At 71.6% G+C, this 20,893-nt stretch carries 23 protein-coding genes; 18 read left to right on the plus strand and 5 right to left on the minus strand.

Going from position 1 to position 20,893, the window contains the following annotated elements; translation table 11 throughout:
- Window positions 1-210 precede the first annotated feature (210 nt).
- The 7 genes from RLT58_RS29600 (at window position 211) to RLT58_RS29630 (ending at window position 6,241) form a co-directional block, all read left to right on the plus strand.
- Complete coding sequence (locus RLT58_RS29600) at window positions 211-897, plus strand: helix-turn-helix transcriptional regulator (RefSeq protein ID WP_311313420.1); 687 nt, start codon at window positions 211-213, stop codon at window positions 895-897.
- 290 nt (window positions 898-1,187) lie between these two features.
- Window positions 1,188-1,352, plus strand: a complete 165-nt coding sequence (locus RLT58_RS29605; protein WP_311313421.1) for a hypothetical protein — start codon at window positions 1,188-1,190, stop codon at window positions 1,350-1,352.
- A 46-nt stretch (window positions 1,353-1,398) separates the two neighbouring features.
- On the plus strand, window positions 1,399-2,427 hold the full coding sequence (argC, locus tag RLT58_RS29610) for an N-acetyl-gamma-glutamyl-phosphate reductase (protein WP_311313422.1): 1,029 nt from the start codon (window positions 1,399-1,401) through the stop codon (window positions 2,425-2,427).
- Entirely contained in the window at window positions 2,424-3,602 is a 1,179-nt protein-coding gene (gene argJ / locus RLT58_RS29615) for a bifunctional glutamate N-acetyltransferase/amino-acid acetyltransferase ArgJ (RefSeq protein ID WP_311313423.1), read from the plus strand. Before argC ends, argJ begins: the two co-directional genes overlap by 4 nt.
- Window positions 3,599-4,501, plus strand: a complete 903-nt coding sequence (argB, locus tag RLT58_RS29620) for an acetylglutamate kinase (RefSeq protein WP_311313424.1) — start codon at window positions 3,599-3,601, stop codon at window positions 4,499-4,501. The genes argJ and argB overlap by 4 nt, the downstream gene beginning before the upstream one ends.
- Window positions 4,498-5,694 carry an acetylornithine transaminase gene (locus RLT58_RS29625; protein ID WP_311313425.1) on the plus strand — a complete coding sequence of 399 codons (1,197 nt, stop codon included), beginning with the start codon at window positions 4,498-4,500 and terminating at the stop codon, window positions 5,692-5,694. Before argB ends, RLT58_RS29625 begins: the two co-directional genes overlap by 4 nt.
- Before the next feature lie 10 nt (window positions 5,695-5,704).
- Window positions 5,705-6,241: an arginine repressor gene (locus RLT58_RS29630; protein WP_311313426.1), complete on the plus strand. Its 537-nt coding sequence runs from the start codon at window positions 5,705-5,707 to the stop codon at window positions 6,239-6,241.
- Between the two features lie 13 nt (window positions 6,242-6,254).
- Here RLT58_RS29630 and RLT58_RS29635 read toward each other — a convergent pair whose 3' ends face one another.
- Window positions 6,255-6,962: a L,D-transpeptidase family protein gene (locus RLT58_RS29635; protein WP_311313427.1), complete on the minus strand. Its 708-nt coding sequence runs from the start codon at window positions 6,960-6,962 to the stop codon at window positions 6,255-6,257.
- 151 nt (window positions 6,963-7,113) lie between these two features.
- On the opposite strand from RLT58_RS29635, the gene argH reads away from it, so the two are divergent.
- The 3 genes from argH (at window position 7,114) to RLT58_RS29650 (ending at window position 10,565) form a co-directional block, all read left to right on the plus strand.
- Window positions 7,114-8,547: an argininosuccinate lyase gene (argH, locus tag RLT58_RS29640; RefSeq protein WP_311313428.1), complete on the plus strand. Its 1,434-nt coding sequence runs from the start codon at window positions 7,114-7,116 to the stop codon at window positions 8,545-8,547.
- A gap of 65 nt (window positions 8,548-8,612) precedes the next feature.
- Window positions 8,613-9,587, plus strand: a complete 975-nt coding sequence (locus RLT58_RS29645) for an aldo/keto reductase (RefSeq protein ID WP_311313429.1) — start codon at window positions 8,613-8,615, stop codon at window positions 9,585-9,587.
- 78 nt (window positions 9,588-9,665) lie between these two features.
- Window positions 9,666-10,565, plus strand: coding sequence for a sigma-70 family RNA polymerase sigma factor (locus RLT58_RS29650; protein WP_311313430.1), 900 nt, complete (start codon window positions 9,666-9,668; stop codon window positions 10,563-10,565).
- Window positions 10,566-10,619: 54 nt separating this feature from the next.
- Here the strand turns inward: RLT58_RS29650 and RLT58_RS29655 are convergent, their stop codons facing one another.
- Window positions 10,620-11,144 carry an HAD domain-containing protein gene (locus RLT58_RS29655; protein WP_311313431.1) on the minus strand — a complete coding sequence of 175 codons (525 nt, stop codon included), beginning with the start codon at window positions 11,142-11,144 and terminating at the stop codon, window positions 10,620-10,622.
- Window positions 11,145-11,248: 104 nt separating this feature from the next.
- Here RLT58_RS29655 and RLT58_RS29660 point away from each other — a divergent pair, with 104 nt between their 5' ends.
- Both RLT58_RS29660 and RLT58_RS29665 read left to right on the plus strand, forming a co-directional pair.
- The gene (locus RLT58_RS29660) at window positions 11,249-11,800 is read left to right on the plus strand and encodes a TetR/AcrR family transcriptional regulator (RefSeq protein WP_311313432.1); all 552 of its coding nucleotides are present in this window, start codon (window positions 11,249-11,251) and stop codon (window positions 11,798-11,800) included.
- The gene (locus RLT58_RS29665) at window positions 11,797-13,341 is read left to right on the plus strand and encodes an MFS transporter (protein WP_311313433.1); all 1,545 of its coding nucleotides are present in this window, start codon (window positions 11,797-11,799) and stop codon (window positions 13,339-13,341) included. Before RLT58_RS29660 ends, RLT58_RS29665 begins: the two co-directional genes overlap by 4 nt.
- A 138-nt stretch (window positions 13,342-13,479) precedes the next feature.
- Here the strand turns inward: RLT58_RS29665 and RLT58_RS29670 are convergent, their stop codons facing one another.
- Window positions 13,480-14,151 carry a lysophospholipid acyltransferase family protein gene (locus tag RLT58_RS29670; protein ID WP_143626073.1) on the minus strand — a complete coding sequence of 224 codons (672 nt, stop codon included), beginning with the start codon at window positions 14,149-14,151 and terminating at the stop codon, window positions 13,480-13,482.
- A gap of 234 nt (window positions 14,152-14,385) precedes the next feature.
- On the opposite strand from RLT58_RS29670, the gene RLT58_RS29675 reads away from it, so the two are divergent.
- The 3 genes from RLT58_RS29675 (at window position 14,386) to RLT58_RS29685 (ending at window position 16,767) form a co-directional block, all read left to right on the plus strand.
- Entirely contained in the window at window positions 14,386-15,555 is a 1,170-nt protein-coding gene (locus tag RLT58_RS29675; protein ID WP_311313434.1) for a glycerophosphodiester phosphodiesterase, read from the plus strand.
- A 92-nt stretch (window positions 15,556-15,647) separates the two neighbouring features.
- On the plus strand, window positions 15,648-16,226 hold the full coding sequence (locus RLT58_RS29680) for a sigma-70 family RNA polymerase sigma factor (protein WP_311313435.1): 579 nt from the start codon (window positions 15,648-15,650) through the stop codon (window positions 16,224-16,226).
- Window positions 16,227-16,263: 37 nt separating this feature from the next.
- Entirely contained in the window at window positions 16,264-16,767 is a 504-nt protein-coding gene (locus RLT58_RS29685) for a GNAT family N-acetyltransferase (RefSeq protein WP_311313436.1), read from the plus strand.
- Between the two features lie 4 nt (window positions 16,768-16,771).
- Here the strand turns inward: RLT58_RS29685 and RLT58_RS29690 are convergent, their stop codons facing one another.
- Both RLT58_RS29690 and RLT58_RS29695 read right to left on the minus strand, forming a co-directional pair.
- Window positions 16,772-17,209: a hypothetical protein gene (locus tag RLT58_RS29690; RefSeq protein WP_311313437.1), complete on the minus strand. Its 438-nt coding sequence runs from the start codon at window positions 17,207-17,209 to the stop codon at window positions 16,772-16,774.
- A 2-nt stretch (window positions 17,210-17,211) separates the two neighbouring features.
- Entirely contained in the window at window positions 17,212-17,571 is a 360-nt protein-coding gene (locus tag RLT58_RS29695; RefSeq protein ID WP_311313438.1) for a hypothetical protein, read from the minus strand.
- Window positions 17,572-18,142: 571 nt separating this feature from the next.
- Here RLT58_RS29695 and RLT58_RS29700 point away from each other — a divergent pair.
- The 3 genes from RLT58_RS29700 (at window position 18,143) to RLT58_RS29710 (ending at window position 20,798) form a co-directional block, all read left to right on the plus strand.
- A complete protein-coding gene (locus RLT58_RS29700; protein WP_311313439.1) occupies window positions 18,143-19,192 on the plus strand; it encodes a methionine ABC transporter ATP-binding protein in 1,050 nt (349 codons plus the stop codon).
- Entirely contained in the window at window positions 19,189-19,860 is a 672-nt protein-coding gene (locus RLT58_RS29705) for a methionine ABC transporter permease (RefSeq protein WP_311313440.1), read from the plus strand. The genes RLT58_RS29700 and RLT58_RS29705 overlap by 4 nt, the downstream gene beginning before the upstream one ends.
- Before the next feature lie 71 nt (window positions 19,861-19,931).
- Entirely contained in the window at window positions 19,932-20,798 is an 867-nt protein-coding gene (locus RLT58_RS29710; protein WP_311313441.1) for a MetQ/NlpA family ABC transporter substrate-binding protein, read from the plus strand.
- Window positions 20,799-20,893: the final 95 nt, after the last annotated feature.

Genomic DNA, 20,893 nt, shown 5'->3' on the forward strand with positions numbered 1-20,893 from the left:
CTCCGCGCGCGACTGAGAACCGCCCCCCATGGAGCCAGCGTCCTCGGATCCCGGCGTGGCCTGCCACCGCTAACATGCCAACTGATGCCCGTTCGCCGCCAACCTCGCCCGCGCGCCGGTGTGACCTCACATGTGTGGCCATCCGGTGGCCGCCACCTGTGGCCGTCCGGCGGGACGAGCGGGGCTCGGTCGCACGCCCAGGGACACCTGGTGTACGCGGCCGGCGGCGTCCTGACGGTGCACACCGAGCGCGGTACGTCGATCGTTCCCGCCGACCGGGCCGCCTGGACGCCCGCCGGGTTCACGCACGACCACCGCGCCCACGGCGACACCGATATGCGGATCGTCTTTCTCGCCCCGTCCCTCGCCCGGCTCGTCCCGGACCGTCCCACCGTCTTCCTGGTCTCAGGACTCGCCCGCGAGGCCCTGCTCGCCCTGACGGGCCCCCACACCTACGAGGACGCCGCGCCCCGCTACACCGGCGCGGCACGCGACCGCCTCCTGCGCGTCCTGGTCGACGAACTCCGCGAAGCGCCCGAACCGGCCCTGCACCTGCCCGAACCACGGGACGACCGGCTGCGGGCCGTCGCCCGGACCCTGCGCGAAAACCCCGCGGACAACGCCACGCTGGCCGAGCTCGGAAGGGCAGTCGGCGCCGGCAGCCGCACTCTCAGCCGGCTCCTCCACGACGAACTCGGCATGACCTTCTACGAGTGGCGCACCCATCTGCGCGTCCACCACGCGCTCGTGCTCCTCGCAGAGGGCCATGACACCCTCCGTACGGCCTCCGCCTGCGGATGGGCCAACCCCAGCAGCTTCATCGCCGCGTTCACGAACATCATCGGCACGACCCCGGGCCGCTACCGAACCGGTCGCCGAACCGGACCGGACCCATGAACGACCTCCCGCCGGAGGGGTGAGCCGACGGGCGCCACCCGGCGGATCCCGTCCAGGGGCTCCCCGTCGTGCCACGCCCGGGCGACCGGGGAGGCTCGCGTGGAACGGCGTGCCGTTGCCTCCCTGTGCTCCCGGCACGAAACTCTTCCGGTCGCGCGTCAGACGTACGAAGGCGACCCCCTATCCCGGGCCACGGAACTGTTCGTGGCCGGGCGGTACGCCGAGGCGGAGGCAGACCCTGAACCTGCGCTCCGACCGGGCCCAGCGGCTCGGCCGCCGGTAACGGGCTGGTGTTCGCCATCAATGGGCAAGGGCGCCACGACGAGGCCGAGGAGCGTGTGCGTGAGGCGCTGGCCGCGTACCGCGAACCGGACCGGATGCGCCTGGTGCTGTGCCTCGGCCTGGCTCGACCGGTCCGGCGGTGCTTGAACCGGCTCGATATCGCCTTTGCATAAAACTGCGACGCTGCGTATAGTCATGCCATCGACGAGGAGGATTTCGATGGTGGTACGTGCAGCAGTGGCCGGGGCGAGCGGATACGCAGGCGGGGAGCTGCTCCGCCTTCTGCTCGTTCACCCCGAGGTCGAGATCGGGGCCCTCACCGCCAACTCCAACGCGGGCCAACCGCTCGGCGCGCTGCAACCGCATCTGCGCCCGCTGGCCGGCCGCGTCCTCCAGGCGACCACCGCCGAGGTGCTCGCCGGGCACGACGTGGTGTTCCTCGCGCTGCCGCACGGGCAGTCCGCCGCGGTGGCGGAGCAGCTCGGTGACGACGTGCTCGTGGTGGACATGGGCGCCGACTTCCGGCTCAAGGACGCCGCCGACTGGGAGAAATTCTACGCCTCCCCGCACGCCGGTACGTGGCCCTACGGGCTGCCCGAACTGCCCGGCGGGCGCGCCGCGCTCGCGGGCAGCAAGCGGATCGCGGTGCCGGGCTGTTACCCGACCGCCGTCTCGCTCGCGCTCTTCCCGGCGTACGCGGCCCAGCTCGTCGAGCCCGAGGCCGTGATCGTCGCCGCGTCCGGGACCTCCGGCGCCGGCAAGGCGGCCAAGCCGCACCTGCTCGGCTCCGAGGTCATGGGCAACATGTCCCCGTACGGCGTCGGCGGGGTCCACCGGCACACGCCCGAGATGGTCCAGAACCTCAGCGCCGCCGCCGGCGAGCCCGTCACCGTGTCCTTCACGCCGACGCTCGCACCGATGCCGCGCGGCATCCTCGCTACGTGCAGCGCGAAGGCGAAGCCGGGCGTGAGCGCCGAGTTGGTCCGTACCGCGTACGAGAAGGCCTTCGCGGACGAGCCGTTCGTCGATCTGCTGCCCGAGGGGCAGTGGCCGGCGACCGCCGCCGTGTACGGCTCCAACGCCGTCCAGATCCAGGTCGCGTACGACGGGGCGGCGGGCCGCGTCATCGTGATCAGCGCCATCGACAACCTCGCCAAGGGCACCGCGGGCGGGGCCCTGCAGAGCATGAACATCGCCCTCGGACTTCCCGAGGGCACAGGTCTTTCCACGATCGGAGTCGCACCGTGAGCGTCACGGCAGCACAGGGATTCTCGGCGGCGGGCATCGCCGCCGGAATCAAGGAGAGCGGTAACCCGGACCTGGCCGTCGTGGTCAACCAGGGGCCGCGATGCGCCGCCGCGGGTGTCTTCACCTCCAACCGCGTCAAGGCCGCCCCCGTCCTCTGGTCGGAGCAGGTGCTCAAGGGCGGCGAGGTCACCGCCGTCGTCCTCAACTCCGGCGGCGCCAACGCCTGTACGGGACCGCAGGGCTTCCAGGACACCCACGCCACCGCCGAGAAGGCCGCCGCCTCCCTGAACAGCGCCGGGTACGACGAGACGGGCGGGCACGGCGCCGGCACGGTCGCCGTCGCCTCCACCGGGCTGATCGGCCTGCCGCTGCCCATGGACAAGCTCCTCCCGGGCATCGACAAGGCGGTCGCCCAGCTCTCCCCGCACGGCGGCGAGAAGGCCGCCATCGCCATCAAGACCACCGACACCGTGCACAAGACCGCCGTCGCCGGCGGCGAGGGCTGGACCGTCGGCGGCATGGCCAAGGGCGCCGGCATGCTGGCCCCCGGCCTCGCCACCATGCTCGTCGTGCTCACCACCGACGCCGACGTGGACGCGGCCGGACTGGACGCCGCGCTGCGCGACGCCACCCGCACCACCTTCGACCGGGTCGACTCCGACGGCTGCATGTCCACCAACGACACCGTGCTCCTGCTGGCCTCCGGAGCCGGCGGGATCACCCCGGAGCAGGGGGAGTTCGCCGAGGCCGTCCGCACCGTCTGCGACGACCTCGCCCGCCAGCTGATCGGTGACGCCGAGGGCGCGTCCAAGGACATCCGGATCGAGGTCGTCAACGCCGCGACCGAGGACGACGCCGTCGAGGTGGGCCGCTCCATCGCCCGTAACAACCTCCTCAAGTGCGCCATCCACGGCGAGGACCCCAACTGGGGCCGGGTGCTGTCCGCGATCGGCACGACGAAGGCGGCCTTCGAGCCGGACCAGCTGAACGTCGCCATCAACGGCGTCTGGGTCTGCAAGAACGGCGGAGTCGGCGAGGACCGCGACCTGGTCGACATGCGCTACCGGGAGGTCAGGATCACCGCCGACCTCGCCGCGGGCACCGAGTCGGCCGTCATCTGGGCCAACGACCTCACCGCGGACTACGTCCACGAGAACAGCGCGTACAGCTCATGAGCGCCGCGCGGAAGCACACCGCACTCCCGAAGGCGCAGATCCTCATCGAGGCGCTGCCCTGGCTGACCCGGCACAACGGCAAGACCGTCGTCATCAAGTTCGGCGGCAACGCCATGGTCGACGAGGAGCTGAAGGCGGCCTTCGCCCAGGACGTCGTCTTCCTGCGGCACGCCGGCCTCAAGCCCGTCGTCGTGCACGGCGGCGGCCCGCAGATCAGCGCCCAGCTCGACAAGCAGGGCCTGGTCAGCGAGTTCAAGGCCGGGCTGCGCGTCACCACGCCCGAGGCGATGGACGTCGTACGGATGGTGCTCGCGGGCCAGGTGCAGCGCGAGCTCGTCGGCCTGCTCAACGAGCACGGCCCGCTCGCCGTCGGCATGACCGGCGAGGACGCGCACACGATCACCGCGACCCAGCACCGGCCCACCATCGACGGCGAGCTCGTCGACATCGGCCGGGTCGGCGAGATCACCGCGATCGACACCGGGGCCATCCAGGCACTGCTGGACGACGGCCGGATCCCCGTCGTCTCCTCGATCGCCCGCTCCGCCGACGACCACCACGTCTACAACGTCAACGCCGACACCGCGGCCGCCGCGCTCGCCGCCGCGCTGAACGCCGAGACGCTGATGGTCCTCACCGACGTCGAGGGCCTCTACGAGGACTGGCCGAACAGCGACGACGTCATCAGCCGTCTCACCGCCACCGAACTGGAGAAGCTCCTGCCGGAACTCTCCAGCGGCATGGTGCCGAAGATGCAGGGCTGCCTGCACGCCGTGCGCAACGGCGTGGAGACCGCCCGGGTCATCGACGGCCGGGTCCAGCACTCGATCCTGCTGGAGATCTTCACCGACGAGGGAATCGGCACGATGGTCGTGCCCGACGCACAGGGGGAAGCATGACCAACGCCGAGCTCTCGCAGCGCTGGAAGGCCGCGCTGATGGACAACTACGGCACCCCGAAGCTGTCTCTCGTCCGCGGTGAGGGCGCCCGGGTGTGGGACGCCGACGGCACCGAGTACCTCGACTTCGTCGGCGGCATCGCGGTCAACGCCCTGGGCCACGCCCACCCGGCCGTCGTCGAGGCGGTCTCCGCGCAGGTCGCCTCGCTCGGCCATGTCTCCAACCTCTTCATCGCCGAACCGCCCGTCGCCCTCGCCGAACGGCTCCTGCAGCTCTTCGGCCGCACCGGCAAGGTCTACTTCTCCAACTCCGGCGCCGAGGCCAACGAGGCCGCGTTCAAGATCGGCCGGCTGACCGGGCGCACCCACATGGTCGCCACCGACGGCGGCTTCCACGGCCGGACCATGGGCGCTCTCGCGCTCACCGGCCAGCCCAAGAAGCGCGAGCCGTTCGTCCCGCTGCCCGGTGACGTCACGCATGTCCCGTACGGGGACGCCGAGGCGCTGCGGGCCGCGGTGACCGCGGACACCGCGCTGCTGATCATCGAGCCGGTGCAGGGCGAGAACGGGGTGGTCGTTCCGCCCAAGGGCTATCTGGAGGCGGCACGGGAGATCACCCGGGCCACCGGCACGCTGCTCGTCCTCGACGAGGTGCAGACCGGCATCGGCCGGTGCGGCACCTGGTTCGAGCACCAGGCCCACCAGGGTGTGGAACCCGATCTGGTCACCCTCGCCAAGGGCCTCGGCGGCGGGCTGCCGATCGGCGCCACCGTGGCGTTCGGCGCCGCGGCCGACCTGCTCGGCCCCGGCCAGCACGGTACGACCTTCGGCGGCAACCCGGTCGCCTGCGCCGCCGGCCTCGCGGTCCTGGACACCCTGGCCGCCGACGGCGCCCTGGACGAGGTGAAGCGGCTCGGCGAGCGGATCCGCGAGGGCGTGGAGGGCCTGGGACACCCCCTGGTCTCGCATGTCCGCGGCTCGGGCCTGCTGCTGGGTATCGTGCTCACCGGGCCCCTCGCACCCCAGGTGCAGCAGGCGGCCCAGGGAGCCGGACTTCTGGTGAACGCGCCCGCCCCCGATGTCGTGCGGCTGATGCCGCCGCTGATCATCGGTGACGCGGAGGTGGACGCGTTCCTCCGGGCGCTGCCGGGCGCTCTCGACGCGGCGTACGAGGACGGGCGGTCCGGAGAATGAGGCGACGACGATGACCGAGGCGCAGGATTCCGAACACGGGGGGCCGTCCGTGCCGCAGACCCGCACGGCACGCCACCGCCGGATCGTGGACATCCTCAACCGGCAGCCGGTGCGCTCGCAGAGCCAGCTGGCCAAGCTCCTCGCGGACGACGGGCTGAGCGTCACACAGGCGACGCTCTCCCGGGATCTGGACGAGCTGGGCGCGGTGAAGATCCGCAACACCGGCGGCGAGCTGATCTACGCGGTGCCGAGCGAGGGCGGATTCCGCACCCCGCAGGCACCGCTGGGCGGTTCGGCCAAGGAGGAGCGGATGCGGCGGCTCTCCGCCGAACTGCTCATCTCGGCCGAGGCCTCGGCCAACCTCGTGGTGCTGCGCACGCCTCCGGGCGCCGCCCAGTTCCTCGCCTCGGCGATCGACCAGGCCGAACTGCACGACATCCTCGGCACCATCGCAGGCGACGACACGCTGATGCTGATCAGCCGCGACCCGGCCGGCGGCCAGGCGCTCGCCGACCATCTGCTGCGGCTCGCGCAGAACGAGCGCTGACGGCCGCCGGCGCTCAGTAGCGCGTGATCGCGGTCGGGCCCGACCGGGTCCCGATCGCGATGTGCGGCCTGCGCGCCGGGTCGGCCCAGGCCAGGACGCGGTCCATCGAGGCCGCCGGTACGGAGACGCAGCCGGCGGTCGCGCCGTTGCCGTTGACATGCAGAAAGATCCCGGCGCCCCGGCCCCGTACGGGCTTGGCGTAGTTGAACCCGACGACGAGCGCCCGGGCGTACTGCGTCGGATACGCGGTCAGCCGCTCGGACTCGGAGGCCCGGCAGTCCGAAGGCAGCGGCTCCACCCAGCGGTTGTAGTCGCGGGCCTCGTTGTCCTCGCACCACCACGAGGCGCTGGTCGCCCGGCGGTAGGGATAGCGGGTGCCCGAGGGGGCCGCCTGGGTCCCGAAGGCGTACGGCAGGTCGTACAGCCCGGTGGGCGTCGTGTTCGTCCCCTGCTCGCGTGTCGCCCCCTCGGTCAGCCCGTTCGCCCCGAACCTGGCCGGCGCCGACCCGGCCTCCACCCACCGCCCGGCGCGCAGATCCCACCAGGTCACTGTCCCCGTGGTGGACCCGGTCCCGGCCGCCACCGCGGTGATCAACTGCGTACCGCCCCCGGTGTCGGCCAGCCGCACCGGCAGCGGGGCGGTGGCCAACGGCGGTCGCGCGGCACCGACCAGGCCGCCGAGAGCGAGCAGAACGGAACAGGTCGCCAGAAGTCTTCGCATGTCCGGACGGTAGCCCGGCCATGCCCGCGCCACCCCGCGTTCTGCTCCGGACGGCCCACATTCTGCTTTGACAAACCATGCAGAGGATTGCATAGTTATGCCTACTGGGTGGTCGCCCACCCCACACCCTGGTTCTTCCGAGGAGCACGCAGTGAGCAACGGCAACGGCAACGGCGATGTACGTCTCTGGGGCGCCCGCTTCGCCGACGGTCCGGCCGAGGCGCTGGCGCGGCTTTCCGCGTCCGTCCACTTCGACTGGCGGCTCGCGCCGTACGACATCGCCGGCTCCCGTGCCCACGCCCGTGTGCTCAACAAGGCCGGGCTGCTCACCGAGGACGAGCTGGCGCGGATGACCGCCGGGCTCGACCGGCTCGAGGCCGATGTCGCCGACGGGTCCTTCACCGGCACCATCGCCGACGAGGACGTGCACACCGCTCTGGAGCGCGGGCTGCTGGAGCGGCTCGGGCCCGACCTCGGTGGCAAGCTGCGGGCCGGGCGGTCCCGGAACGACCAGATCGCCACGCTCTTCCGGATGTATCTGCGGGACCACGCCCGCATCATCGGCGGACTGATCGCCGACCTCCAGGACGCCCTGGTCGGCCTCGCCGAGGCGCACCCGGACGTGGCCATGCCCGGGCGTACGCACCTCCAGCACGCGCAGCCGGTGCTCTTCGCCCACCACGTCCTGGCCCATGTGCAGTCCCTGTCCCGGGACGCGGAGCGGCTGCGGCAGTGGGACGAGCGGACAGCGGTCTCCCCGTACGGCTCCGGCGCGCTCGCCGGGTCCTCGCTCGGGCTCGACCCGGAGGCGGTCGCCGCCGATCTGGGCTTCGAGCACGGTTCGGTCGGCAACTCCATCGACGGCACGGCCTCGCGGGACTTCGTCGCCGAGTTCGCCTTCGTCACCGCGATGATCGGCGTCAACCTCTCCCGGATCGCCGAGGAGATCATCATCTGGAACACGAAGGAGTTCTCCTTCGTCACCCTGCACGACGCCTTCTCCACCGGCTCCTCGATCATGCCGCAGAAGAAGAACCCCGACATCGCCGAGCTGGCGCGGGGCAAGTCCGGGCGGCTCATCGGCAACCTGACCGGGCTGATGGCCACGCTGAAGGCCCTCCCGCTCGCGTACAACCGCGACCTCCAGGAGGACAAGGAGCCGGTCTTCGACTCCTGCGACCAGCTGGAGGTACTGCTGCCCGCCTTCACCGGCATGATGGCGACCCTCACCGTCAACCGCGCACGCATGGAGGAGCTGGCCCCGGCCGGGTTCTCGCTCGCCACCGACATCGCCGAGTGGCTGGTCAAGAAGGGCGTGCCGTTCCGTGTCGCCCACGAGGTCGCCGGCGAGTGCGTCAAGGAGTGCGAGCACCACGGCATCGAGCTCGGCGAGCTGACGGACGAGCAGTTCGCGAAGATCTCCGAACACCTCACCCCCGAGGTCCGCACGGTCCTCGACGTCGCCGGCGCGCTCGCCTCCCGCAGCGGCCGCGGCGGCACGGCGCCCTCCGCCGTCGCCGTCCAGCTGGCCGAGCTCAAGGCCGACCTGGCCGTGCAGCGCGCCTGGGCGGACGCACGCAAGTAGCCGGGGAGGCATCGCGGGCTACGTTGGGGGTAGTCGACTTTCCTGCCGACCACGAGGAGCCCGCGATGCCGTTCGCCCGACTTGCCACAGCGACCACTCCGACCGCCCACATCGGGCTCGGCCTGGCAGCGGTCGGCAGGCCCGGCTACATCAACCTCCACCGCGACCGCGACCTGCCCGGCGACCGCTCGGTGGAGGAACTGCGCGCCCGTACGCACGAACTCCTCGACGCCGCCTACGCGCAGGGCGTCCGCTACTTCGACGCGGCCCGCTCCTACGGCCGCTCCGAGGAGTTCCTCGCCGGCTGGCTGGCCGCCCGGCCCGAGGTCCGCGACGTCGTCGTCGGCAGCAAATGGGGCTACACCTACACCGCCGGCTGGAAGGCCGACGCCGAGACGCCGCACGAGGTCAAAGACCACTCCCTCGCCGCCTACGAGCGCCAGCGCGCCGAGACCGGTGAACTCCTCGGCGACCGGCTCGACCTCTACCAGATCCACTCGGTGACCCCGGACAGCCCGGCCCTCACCGACAAGGAACTGCAGGCCCGGCTCGCCGCGCTCGCCGCTGAAGGGGTAAGCGTCGGCCTCTCCACCAGCGGGCCCGCCCAGGCCGACGCGATCCGGGCCGCCCTCACCGTCACGGTCGACGGCGAACCCCTCTTCCGCACGGTCCAGGCCACCTACAACGCCCTGGAGACCTCCGCCGGCCCGGCGCTCGCCGAGGCCCATGACGCGGGCCTCACCGTCATCGTCAAGGAGGCCATGGCCAACGGCCGGCTCGCCGGCACCGAGGCCCCCGCCGTGGTCCGGGAGATCGCGGGCGAGGAGGGGCTCGGCAGCGACGCGGTCGCACTGGCGCTGGTACTGCACCAGCCGTGGGCCGGCGTCGTCCTCTCCGGCGCGGCGACCGTGGGCCAGCTCTCCGGCAACCTCCACGCGGCCGTCCTGGACCTCGACGAGGAGCGGCGGGCCCGGCTGGACGCGCTGGTGGAGGAGCCGGAGGCGTACTGGCGCCACCGCGCGTCCCTCCCGTGGAGCTGATCCCCGCAGGCTCTCCCGTCACATCGCGGGGGTCCGGCGCGTCAATGCGGTGACGGCACGGGACGCGGGAGGACGGCTGTGGACGAGAACGCATATCTGGCGGCGCGCTTCGAGGAGAACCGGGCGCGGCTGAACGCGGTGGCGTACCGGATGCTCGGTTCCGCCACCGAGGCGGAGGACGCGGTCCAGGAGGCCTGGATCCGGCTCGGCCGCTCCGACGGCTCCGCCATCGAGAACCTGCCCGGCTGGCTGACGACCGTCGTCGGACGGGTCTGCCTGGACATGCTGCGCTCCCGCCGCTCCCGCCGCGAGGAACCCCTGGAGGCCGGGGCGCCCGACGGCCCGGGCGTCGAACGGGCGCCGGCCCCCGGCCCCGGCGGCGACCCCGAGCAGCAGGCGCTGATGGCCGACTCGGTGGGCCTGGCCCTCCTCGTCGTGCTCGAAACCCTCGACCCGGCCGAGCGCCTGGCCCTCGTGCTGCACGACATGTTCGCCGTGCCCTTCGACGAGATCGCCCGGATCGTGGACCGCACCCCGGCCGCCGCCCGGCAGCTCGCCAGCCGGGCCCGCCGCCGGGTGCGGGGCGCCGACCCGGCACCCGACCCCGGCGCGGCCCGCCGGCGCGAGGTCGTCGACGCCTTTCTGGCCGCGGCCCGCAACGGTGACTTCGACGCGCTGGTCGCCGTCCTGGACCCGGACGTGGTGGTCCGCACCGAGGACGCGGCCGGAGTCTCCTCGGCGGTGCGCGGCGCGGCGAACGTGGCGCGCCAGGCCATCATGTTCGCGCCCTTCGCCCGGTCGGCACGGTTCGCGCTGGCCGACGGCGCCCCGGCCGTCATCTCCGCACTGGAGGGCCGGCGCTTCTCGGTCATGCGGTTCACGATCGAGGACGGGAAGGTGAGCGAACTGTTCGTGATCAGGGATCCGGCGCTGCTGCCCGGCCTGGACCTGACGCTCCTCGACAACGGGGACGACTGAGCGGGGACGACTGAGCGGGGACGGCTGAGCGGGGGCGGCGGCCGGGACGCGCGGTCAGCCGCCGCCCGCCCGGCCGTCCGCCCATGCGGCCAGCGCGTCGAAGTCGGCCCGCTCCAGACCGACCCGGGGGTCTATCTGCCGCAGCAGACTGTTCTCGCCGACGCCCCGGCCGGCGACCCACGCCCGGTCCCGCTCGGTGATCTCGTCGTCGATCCACGCGAACGGCCGCCCGGCCGCGTACTCGACGACGTACCGCGTCTTCCAGTACGTCCCCTCCGGGGCGTCGCCGTGCATCTCGGGCCAGTCGATGAACGGCAGGGCGGGCAGACCGAGATGCGGACCGACCCACTCGTTCGCCTCGTCCTTCCAGGTCGTCGCCCAGACCAGTTCGTAGCGCCCGGCGAGCGCGAGCAGCTCGCGGCCGTGACCGTGGTTGAGCAGGACGGGCAGCGCGGGGCCCGAGGTCCACCCGGTCGGCCGCATGCGGTGCCGGGTGTATCCCTCGGGCGTACGGCGGCGAGACAGCGCTGCGTACGGATTGAGCGGACCGTCGATGTCGATCAGCAGCAGCGGCTTCATGACGTCATCGTCCCCGCGTCCGGGAGGCGGGGCGAGGCATTTTCCCGGCGCGGCGGTGCACCTTGGATGAGACGTTCGTGTCTCAAATGGGTTATTGTCGTCTCATGACTCTTGATCGTGAGCAGGTGCTGCGCAGTGCCGCCGCCCTGCTGACCCGCAGATCCACCGCCACCATGGACGAGGTCGCCAAGGCGGCGGGCATCGGCCGCGCCACCCTGCACCGGCACTTCGCCGGACGGGACGCCCTGGTCAGGGCGTTGGAGGAGCTGGGCATCCAGGAGTTCGAAGCGGCGCTCGACGCCGCCGCGCTGGACGAGGGCACCGCCGAGGAGGCGCTGCGCCGGTTCGTCGCGGCCGTCGAGCCCAGCGCCGGGCTGCTGTCCTTCCTCGTGACCGAGAATCAGCTCTTCGAGGGCGACGAGCAGAACGACGGCTGGGACCGGCTGGACGCCCGGGTCGCCGCCTTCTTCCGGCGCGGCCAGGAGCGCGGCGAGATCCGTATCGACCTGACCCCCGCCTGGCTGACCGAGGCCCTCTACGGGCTCATCGGCACCGCCGCGTGGGCCGTCCAGGTGGGCCGGGTCGCCGCCCAGGACTTCCAGTTCATGATCGTCGAGTTGCTGCTCGGCGGCGCACGCCGGAGCGTGGAGCAATGAGCACCGTGGAACAGCGTCCGGAGCCGCCCGTCGAGCCCTACCGCCCCGGGCGGTGGATCGCGCTGTCCGTGCTCGTCCTGGCCGTCCTGCTGGTGGCCGTCGACGCCACCGTGCTCGGCCTGGCGACCCCGTTCCTCAGCGAGGACCTCGAACCGACCGGCACCCAGCTGCTCTGGATCGGTGACGTCTACTCCTTCGTCATCGCGGGGCTCCTGGTCTCCATGGGCAGCCTCGGCGACCGCATCGGCCGCAAGAAGCTGCTGCTGTGCGGCGCCACCGCCTTCGGCGCGGTCTCGGTGCTCAACGCATACGCGGGCACGCCCGAGATGATGATCCTGGCGCGAGCCCTGCTCGGCGTGGCCGGCGCCACCCTGATGCCCTCCACCCTCGCCCTGATCCGCAACCTCTTCCACGACGCGCGGGAGCGGAGCCTGGCGATCGGCATCTGGGGCGCGATGGCCTCGGCCGGCGCGGCCGTCGGGCCCGTCGTCGGCGGGTTCCTCCTGGAGCACTTCTGGTGGGGCTCGGTCTTCCTGATCAACCTGCCGGTCATGGCCGTGCTCGTGGTGGTCGGCATCAAGATGATCCCCGAGTCGAAGAACCCGGCACCCGGGCCGTGGGACCTGGCGAGCGTGGCGCTCTCCCTGGTCGGCATGATCGGGGTCGTCTACGCCATCAAGGAGCTGGCCGCGCACGGCGGGAGCTGGCAGGTCGCGCTCGCGGGCGTCGGCGGCGTCGTGGCGCTCATCTGGTTCGTACGCCGGCAGTTCCACCTGCCCGCGCCGCTGCTCGACATGCGGCTCTTCCACCACCGCGGGTTCTCCGGTGCCGTGCTCGCCGATCTGCTGACCATCCTGGGCCTGTCCGGCCTGGTCTTCTTCCTCTCCCAGTTCCTGCAACTGGTCCAGGGCCGCGGACCGCTGGAGGCCGGCCTGGCCGAACTGCCCGCGGCCGTCGGCGCGGTCACGGCCGGTCTGCTGGCCGGCACCGTCGCCCGCCGCTTCTCGGTACGGTCCGTGGTGGCCGGCGGCCTCGGCGCGATCGGCCTGTCACTGGCGGCGGTCGCCGCGGTCCACAAGGACACCGCCTACCCGCTGATCGGCGCGCTCCTCCTGGTCGTCGGCGTGGGCGCTGGCTTCGCGTTCACGGTGACGTCCGACGTGATCCTCTCCAGCGTCCCCAAGGAGCACGCGGGCTCGGCGTCCGCCGTCTCCGAGACGGCGTACGAGCTCGGCGCCGCCCTCGGCATCGCCCTGCTCGGCTCCATCGTCACCGGCGCCTACCAGGGCTTCAACGCCCCGCCGGGCACACCGCCCGCCGTCTCCTCGGCCGCCCATGAGTCGCTGGGCGGCGCGGTCGAGGCCGCCAAGGTGCTCCCGCAGCAGCAGGCGACCGAGCTGGTCTCCGCCGCCCAGGCCGCCTTCGTCGACGGGCTGGGGCTCGCCGCGGGCGTCGGCGCGGTGGTCCTGGTGGCGACGGCGGTCGCCGCCTGGTTCCTGCTGCGCGGCCAGGAGCTGGAGGAAGGCATCGTGCACGACTAGGGCGTGTCGCGTCATGGGGCGGGCCGCGAAAGAAGCCCCGTACGGCCGTCGGCCGTACGGGTGCGGCGGGCACACGGAAGGGCCCGTACCCCCGACCGGGGTACGGGCCCTTCCGTATGGCCGTCCTGGGGCCGCCGGTCAGGCGGCCTTGGCCTTCGTCGCGTACATGTCGACGTACTCCTGGCCGGACAGCCGCATCACCTCGGCCATCACCGAGTCCGTCACCGCCCGCAGCACATAGCGGTCGCGGTCCATGCCCTCGTAGCGCGAGAACTCCATCGGCTCACCGAAGCGGACCGTGACCTTGCCCGGCCGGGGCAGACCGGAGCCGCCCGGCTGGAGCTTGTCCGTGCCGATCATCGCGAACGGGACCACCGGGGCGCCCGTCATCAGCGTCAGCCGGGCGATGCCCGTACGGCCCCGGTAGAGCCGGCCGTCGGGGGAGCGGGTGCCCTCCGGGTAGATCGCGAACGCCTTGCCCTCTTCCAGCACCCGGCGGCCCGTCATCAGCGCCGCGACACCGCCGCGGCCGCCGTCCCGGTCCACCGGGATCATGCCGACGCCCGTGAAGAACCAGGCCATCAGCCGGCCCTTGAGGCCCTTGCCCGTCACGTACTCGTCCTTGCCGATGAAGAACACCGGCCGGTCGCAGCAGATCGGCATGATCATCGAGTCGATGAACGTCAGATGGTTTCCCGCCAGAATCACCGGCCCGGACCCCGGGATGTTCTCGATGCCCTCCATCCGCGGACGGAACATCAGACGCAGGATCGGTCCGAGCACTGCCTTGATGAGTGCGAGTCGGGACAACGGTTCCTCCGGTGTAGTGGCCGGGCCGGCCGAGGCGACGGATTGAGAGGGTCCATGCAGGTGAGGACGATACTCGCGGGTACTCGCTGATCGCACATCGGGTTCACGCACCGGATACGCAGTGTTGACGTGTGTTTGCGTCATGTTCGTCCAGGTGCCGCGCTCAGGACGGTGCCGGTGCCTACGCTCGATCTTCGCTCGACAGGTGCCGTACATCACATGCGAGGAGCATTCATGACAGAGCGTGCGCAGGCCGCCCCCGGACGACGGACCGTCATGGGCGTGGGGGCCGCGGTACTCGGTACCGCCGCCCTCGGCCTGAACGGAACGGCCCATGCCGCCGGTACGGCCACCGCCGGCAAGTCCGGCGGGCACGGCGGCCACCGCCTCGACCTGCCGGTGCCCACCGTCATCGGACACCGCGGCACCAGCGGCTACCGGCCCGAGCACACGCTCGGCTCCTACCAGCTGGCCCTCGACATGGGCGCGCACATCGTCGAGCAGGACCTCGTGCCCACCCGGGACGGCCACCTCGTCTGCCGCCACGAGAACGACATCACGGCCACCACCGATGTCGCCGACCACCCCGAGTTCGCGAGTCGCAGAACGACGAAGACTGTCGACGGCATCGCCCTGACGGGCTGGTTCACCGAGGACTTCACGCTCGCCGAACTGAAGACACTCCGCGCCAAGGAGCGCATCCCCGGCAACCGCCAGAAGAACACCCTCTACGACGGCCGCTGGGAGATCCCCACCTTCGAGGAGGTCCTGCGCTGGGCCGACCGCGAGGGCCGCCGCCGCGGCAGGCCGGTCTGGCTGTACGTCGAGACCAAGCACCCCACCTACTTCCGCGGCATCGGCCTCGGGCTCGAGGAGCGGCTCGCCAAGCTGCTGCGCCGCTACGGCCGCCACCGCGCGCAGTCCCCGCTCATCCTCCAGTCCTTCGAGCCCGGCAGCATCCAGCGGCTGGCGAAGCTCGTCGACACCCCGCGCGTCGTCCTGCTCTCGGGCGCCGGGTCCAAGCCCTGGGACTTCGTGGTGTCCGGCGACCCCCGCACCACCGACGACCTGGTGAAGCCCGCCGGACTGAAGTGGATCGCGTCCTTCGCCCAGGGCATCGGGCCCACCCTGGACCTGATCATCCCCAAGGACGCCGCCGGCCGGCTGGCCGAGCCCACCACCCTGGTGCGGGACGCGCACGCCAAGGGCCTGGTCCTGCACCCGTACACCATGCGCAACGAGAACACCTTCCTGCCCGCCGACTTCCGGCGCGGCACGGACCCCAACGCCTACGGCGACGCGTTCGGCGCCTTCGCCGCGTACTTCGCCACCGGGATCGACGGGATCTTCTCCGACAACCCGGACACGGCGCTGCTCGCGGCGGCGGACTTCACCGGCAAGTAGCCGGCGTCAGCACCCGGCCGGGGATGCCCCGGTCGGGTGGTGCCCGGCCCGTTCGGCAACCCGGCGGCCACCGCAGGGCGTCGGGTGGGGGCATGACGCTTGTCGATCTTCAACCGGCCCCGCCCGCCCTCCTTCCGGCCCCGGGCTTCTCCGCCGCGGTCCGCACCCTGTATCCGCTGGTCAGCGCGGAGGCGAGGGCCGAGACCGAAGCGGCCGCCACCGGTGCGGCGGTCGATCCCGCCGACCTCGAACAGACCGTCTGGCTGCGGCTGCTGGAACGCCTCGCCCACCAGGGCCCGCCCCCGGATCCCGCCCGCTGGGTGCGCGACACCGTCCGCGCGGAGGCCCGCCGGGCCCGCCGCACCGCCCGGCGCGAGCGCCCGTACCGCGACGAGTGCACCCCGGACCCGGCCGGCTGTCCGGAGCGCGCCGCCCTCGGTGCCGACCAACGCCGCCTGCTGCGCGCCGCCGTGGAGCGGCTTCCCGCGCCCTGTGCCCGCTTACTGAGCGCGATGTTCGCGCCGGGCGATCCCACCTACCGCGAAATCGCAGGGGAGTTGGGTATGTCACAGGGGAGTTTGGGCCCGATCCGTTCCCGTTGCCTTGGATGTCTGCGCAGAATGCTGCCGGCGGAGGTTGTAGCTCCTGAACTGCGGGGAAAGGAGCGGTAGACAACCGGCGGATCAGGTGAGCGGGAGGCATGCGCGGATGGGCATGAGCGTGATCATCTCGACGGCGAGCGCACAGGACGCCGAACAGATCTTGAAGCTCCAGTACCTCTGTTTTCAGAGCGAGGCGGAGCTGTACGGGAATTACCGCATCGAACCCCTCGTCCAGACCCTGGACTCGCTGCGCGCCGAGATAGCGACGAACCTGGTGTTCGTCGCACGGCTCGGCGAGGAGGTCGTCGGTTCGGTACGGGGCGCGGCGGGACCGGAGGGCACCGGCCAGATCGGCCGGCTCTGCGTCCACCCCCGGCTCCAGGGCCACGGCCTCGGCGCCCGGCTGCTGAACGCGGCGGAGGCGGGGCTCACCGACCGGTGCGCGGCCACCCGCTTCCGGCTGCACACCGGCCATCGCAGCGAGAGCAATCTGCGGCTCTACCAGCGCGCGGGCTACGCGGCCGTGGGCAACGCCACCGGCAGCGACGGGGTCCAGATGATCCTGCTGGAGAAGGAGGCCGCGGCCGCCGCCTATGTGGCGAGCGCCTGAGGCGTCACGCGGTCCGCGCGCGGCGCAGCCACATCATCCCGGTGACCGGCAGGATCACCGGGATGAACAGGTAGTCCCTGCCGCAGTACGACCAGACCGTGGTGTCCGCGAACGCGGACGGCTCGACCAGGGTCCACGTACCGACGATCAGCACGCCGGCGAGCTCGGCGGCGCAGCACACCAGCGCCGTCCGGCGCGCCCGCTCGCCGCCGCGCACCAGCGAGTAGGTGATGAAGCCGTACACGGCGGCGGCGACGGCCGACAGCAGATAGGCCAGGGGCGCGCGGTCGAAGTCCAGGATCATCTGGACGATCGCGCGGGAGGCCGCGGCGACGGTGAACACGCCGTAGAACCAGACCAGTACGCGGCCCGGGCCGGTGCCGAGGTCGAAGGGCTGCTTCTCGCCCGTGGCGGCTGCCGGGGTGCGGTCGGTGTCGGTCACGGTCAGTTTCCCCAGATGTCGTAGAGCCGTACTTCGAGGACGGCCAGCACGACCGCGCCCGCCGCCACCGTCACCGAACCCCAGCGGGTGCGCTCGCTCAGCGACAGGAACCCCGCCGCCGGGACGGCGAGGAAGGCCCCGATCAGATACGCGAAGAAGATGGTCATGCCCTGCTCGGGCCGCTCGCCGCGGGCCGTCTGCACGATCCCCACCACCAGCTGGGCCAGCGCCAGCAGCGAGACCACGGCCATCCCGATGAAGTGCCAGTCCTTGGTGGGCTGGTCCCGGTAGGCGGCGAATCCGCACCAGGCGGCGAGGCCGAGGGCGGCCACGCCGACCGCGATCGTCAGGGCGTCAAGCATGAGCCGAGGGTATTACGGGACGGAGTGCCCCCTGCGTGCGCCCCCGGGGCGGACCGTGGCCTTGGCCACAGCACCCCACTGTCCCGGGCCGGTGACCGAGCGCGTCACCGCAGGGTGCCTGAGCATGTCTGCGCAGGTCACAGCCTTGCCGCAGAGAAATCCCGGAGCCGGCCGCCCGTTCCCGCCGAACCATCCACGGCTGTCCGCTATCCGGACAGCCGGTTCGGCAGGAACGTTACGTCTGTTTTACTTGGGTCCATGACCACGACGAGCAGCCGCACCCCTGCGACCGAGGCGATCACCGCGCCCGGTGCTCGTTGTATGTGTCGAATGCGCGCCTTCTGAGGGCCCACGACCGAGCCTCGCGCCCCGAAGCGAGACCGAGCCCGCGCCGTCCGCACCCAGCGGAACGAGCCTGCCGGGACCCGTCGCCCCGCGGCCACCGCCGCGCCCGGCCGTAGCGGATCCCCGCTCGAACACGTCCGATCGAAACGTCCGGACAGTCTCACCGGACGAATGCCCCGTGCCCGGCGGACACCGCGCCGCGCACTCGACAGTGACGGAAACCCCTGTGATCACCACTACGGGCCTCACGAAGGTCTACCAGTCGCGCGACCGCGAGGTCACCGCTCTGGACGGCGTCGACCTGCATGTCCGCGAGGGCGAGGTGTACGGCGTCATCGGCCAGAGCGGCGCCGGCAAATCCTCCCTGATCCGCTGCGTCAACCTGCTGGAACGCCCCACCTCCGGCACCGTGACCGTCGCCGGCCAGGACCTGACGGCCCTTGCCGGCCGGGGCCGCCGGGCCGGCAAGGAGCTGCGCGAGGCGCGCAGCCGTATCGGCATGGTCTTCCAGCACTTCAACCTGCTGGCCTCCCGCACCGTCCAGGGCAACATCGAGCTCCCGCTGGAGATCCTCGGCGTCGCCGGGCGCGAACGGTCCCGCAAGGCCCTCGAACTCCTCGACCTGGTCGGCCTCGCCGACAAGGCCAAGTCCTACCCCGGGCAGCTCTCCGGCGGCCAGAAGCAGCGCGTCGGCATCGCCCGCGCCCTCGCCGGCGACCCCAAGGTGCTCCTCTCCGACGAGGCGACCTCGGCCCTGGACCCCGAGACCACCCGCTCCATCCTCCAGCTGCTGCGCGACCTCAACCGGCAGCTCGGCCTCACCGTCCTGCTCATCACGCACGAGATGGACGTCGTCAAGACCATCTGCGACTCCGCCGCGCTGATGCAGAAGGGCCGTGTCGTCGAGTCCGGCACCGTCGGCGAACTGCTCGCCACCCCCGGCTCCGAGCTGGCCCACGAGCTGTTCCCGGTCGGCGGCACTGCCTCCGGCCCCGACGCCACGGTCGTCGACGTCACCTTCCACGGCGAGGCCGCCGCCCGCCCGGTGATCTCGCAGCTCTCCCGTACGTACAACATCGACATCTCGATCCTGGGCGCCGCGATGGACACCGTCGGCGGCCGGCAGATCGGCCGGATGCGCATCGAGCTGCCCGGCCGGTTCGAGGAGAACGTCGTGCCCATCGGCTTCCTGCGCGAGCAGGGCCTCCAGGCCGAGATCGTCGGGGCCGAACCCGTCGTCATCCCCGCACCGCTCACCAAGGAGGTGGCGAAGTGACCTGGTCCGAAATGCAGCCGCTGCTGACGCAGGGCACCGTCGACACCCTCTACATGGTGCTGTGGTCCACCCTCGTCACCGTTCTGGCCGGACTGCCGCTCGGCGTCCTGCTGGTCCTCACCGACAAGGGCGGGCTCCTGCAGAACACCCCGGTGAACAAGGTCATCGGCGTGATCGTGAACATCGGCCGCTCGCTGCCGTTCATCATCCTGCTGATCGCCCTGATCCCCTTCACCACCTGGGTCGTCGGCACCTTCATCGGCCCCACCGCGATGATCGTGCCGCTCGCCGTCGGAGCCATCCCCTTCTTCGCACGGCTCGTCGAGACAGCCGTCCGCGAGGTCGACCACGGGCTCGTCGAGGCCGTCCAGTCCATGGGCGGTTCCATCCCGACGATCGTCCGCAAGGTCCTGCTGCCGCAGGCGCTGCCCTCCCTGGTCTCCGGCGTCACCACCACCGTCATCGTGCTCATCGGCTACTCCGCGATGGCCGGAGCGGTCGGCGGCGAAGGGCTCGGCTCCAAGGCCGTCACCTACGGATTCCAGCGTTTCGACAACCAGTTCATGCTCATCACCGTCGCGCTGCTGATCGTCATCGTGACCGTGATCCAGCTGATCGGCGACGGAGCCGTCCGCCTGCTGGCCCGCCGAGGCCGCACCACCTCCTGAACTTCCCCCCGCACAAGCCCGCACTCCTTGTCCGGGCCGCACCACCATCACCATGGAAAGAGGCACTCTTCGTGCGTAAGAACATCAAGCTCACCGCCGCAGCCGCCGCCACCGCCGCCCTCGCCTTCGGCCTCACCGCCTGCGGCACGGACTCCGACCCGGCGTCCAAGAGCGAGACCGGCGCCAAGGCCGACACCTCCAAGGCGCTCGTCGTCGCCGCGTCCCCGACGCCGCACGCCGACATCCTGGGCTTCGTCAAGAAGAGCCTCGCGGACAAGGCCGGCCTCAAGCTGGAGGTCAAGGAGTTCACGGACTACGTCCTGCCGAACACCGCCACCGAGACCGGCCAGGTCGACGCCAACTTCTTCCAGCACCAGCCCTACCTGGACGACTTCAACCAGAAGAACAACACCCACCTGGTCTCCGTCGGCACCGTCCACCTGGAGCCCCTCGGCCTCTACTCCAAGAAGATCAAGGGCCTCGGCGACATCAAGTCCGGCCAGACCATCGCCGTGCCCAACGACACCACCAACGAGGGCCGCGCGCTCCAGCTGCTCGCCGAGAACGGCCTGATCACCCTCAAGTCCGGTGTCGGCACCAGCGCCAAGCTGAGCGACATCACCGACAAGAAGGGCCTGGAGTTCAAGGAGCTGGAGGCGGCGACCGTCCCCCGCGCCCTGAACGACGTGGACGCCGCCGTCATCAACGGCAACTACGCGATCCAGGCCAAGCTCAAGCCCGCCAAGGACGCCCTCGTGCTGGAGAAGGCCGACGGCAACCCGTACGCGAACATCGTCGCCGTGAAGAAGGGCAACGAGAAGGACCCCCGCGTCCAGAAGCTCGTGAAGCTCCTCCACTCCGACGAGGTCAAGAAGTTCATCGAGGACACCTACCAGGGCTCGGTCGTCCCGGCCTTCGGTGACGCCGCCAAGTCCTGACCCCCGTACGGCACTTGTCCGACGAGCCCCGCACACCCCGCCCGGGTGTGCGGGGCTCCGTCGTACGGACCCGCCCATGCACAAGGTCCCCGCGA

It is taken from the genome of Streptomyces sp. ITFR-16 (assembly GCF_031844705.1).
In the GTDB taxonomy this organism is placed as follows: domain Bacteria; phylum Actinomycetota; class Actinomycetes; order Streptomycetales; family Streptomycetaceae; genus Streptomyces.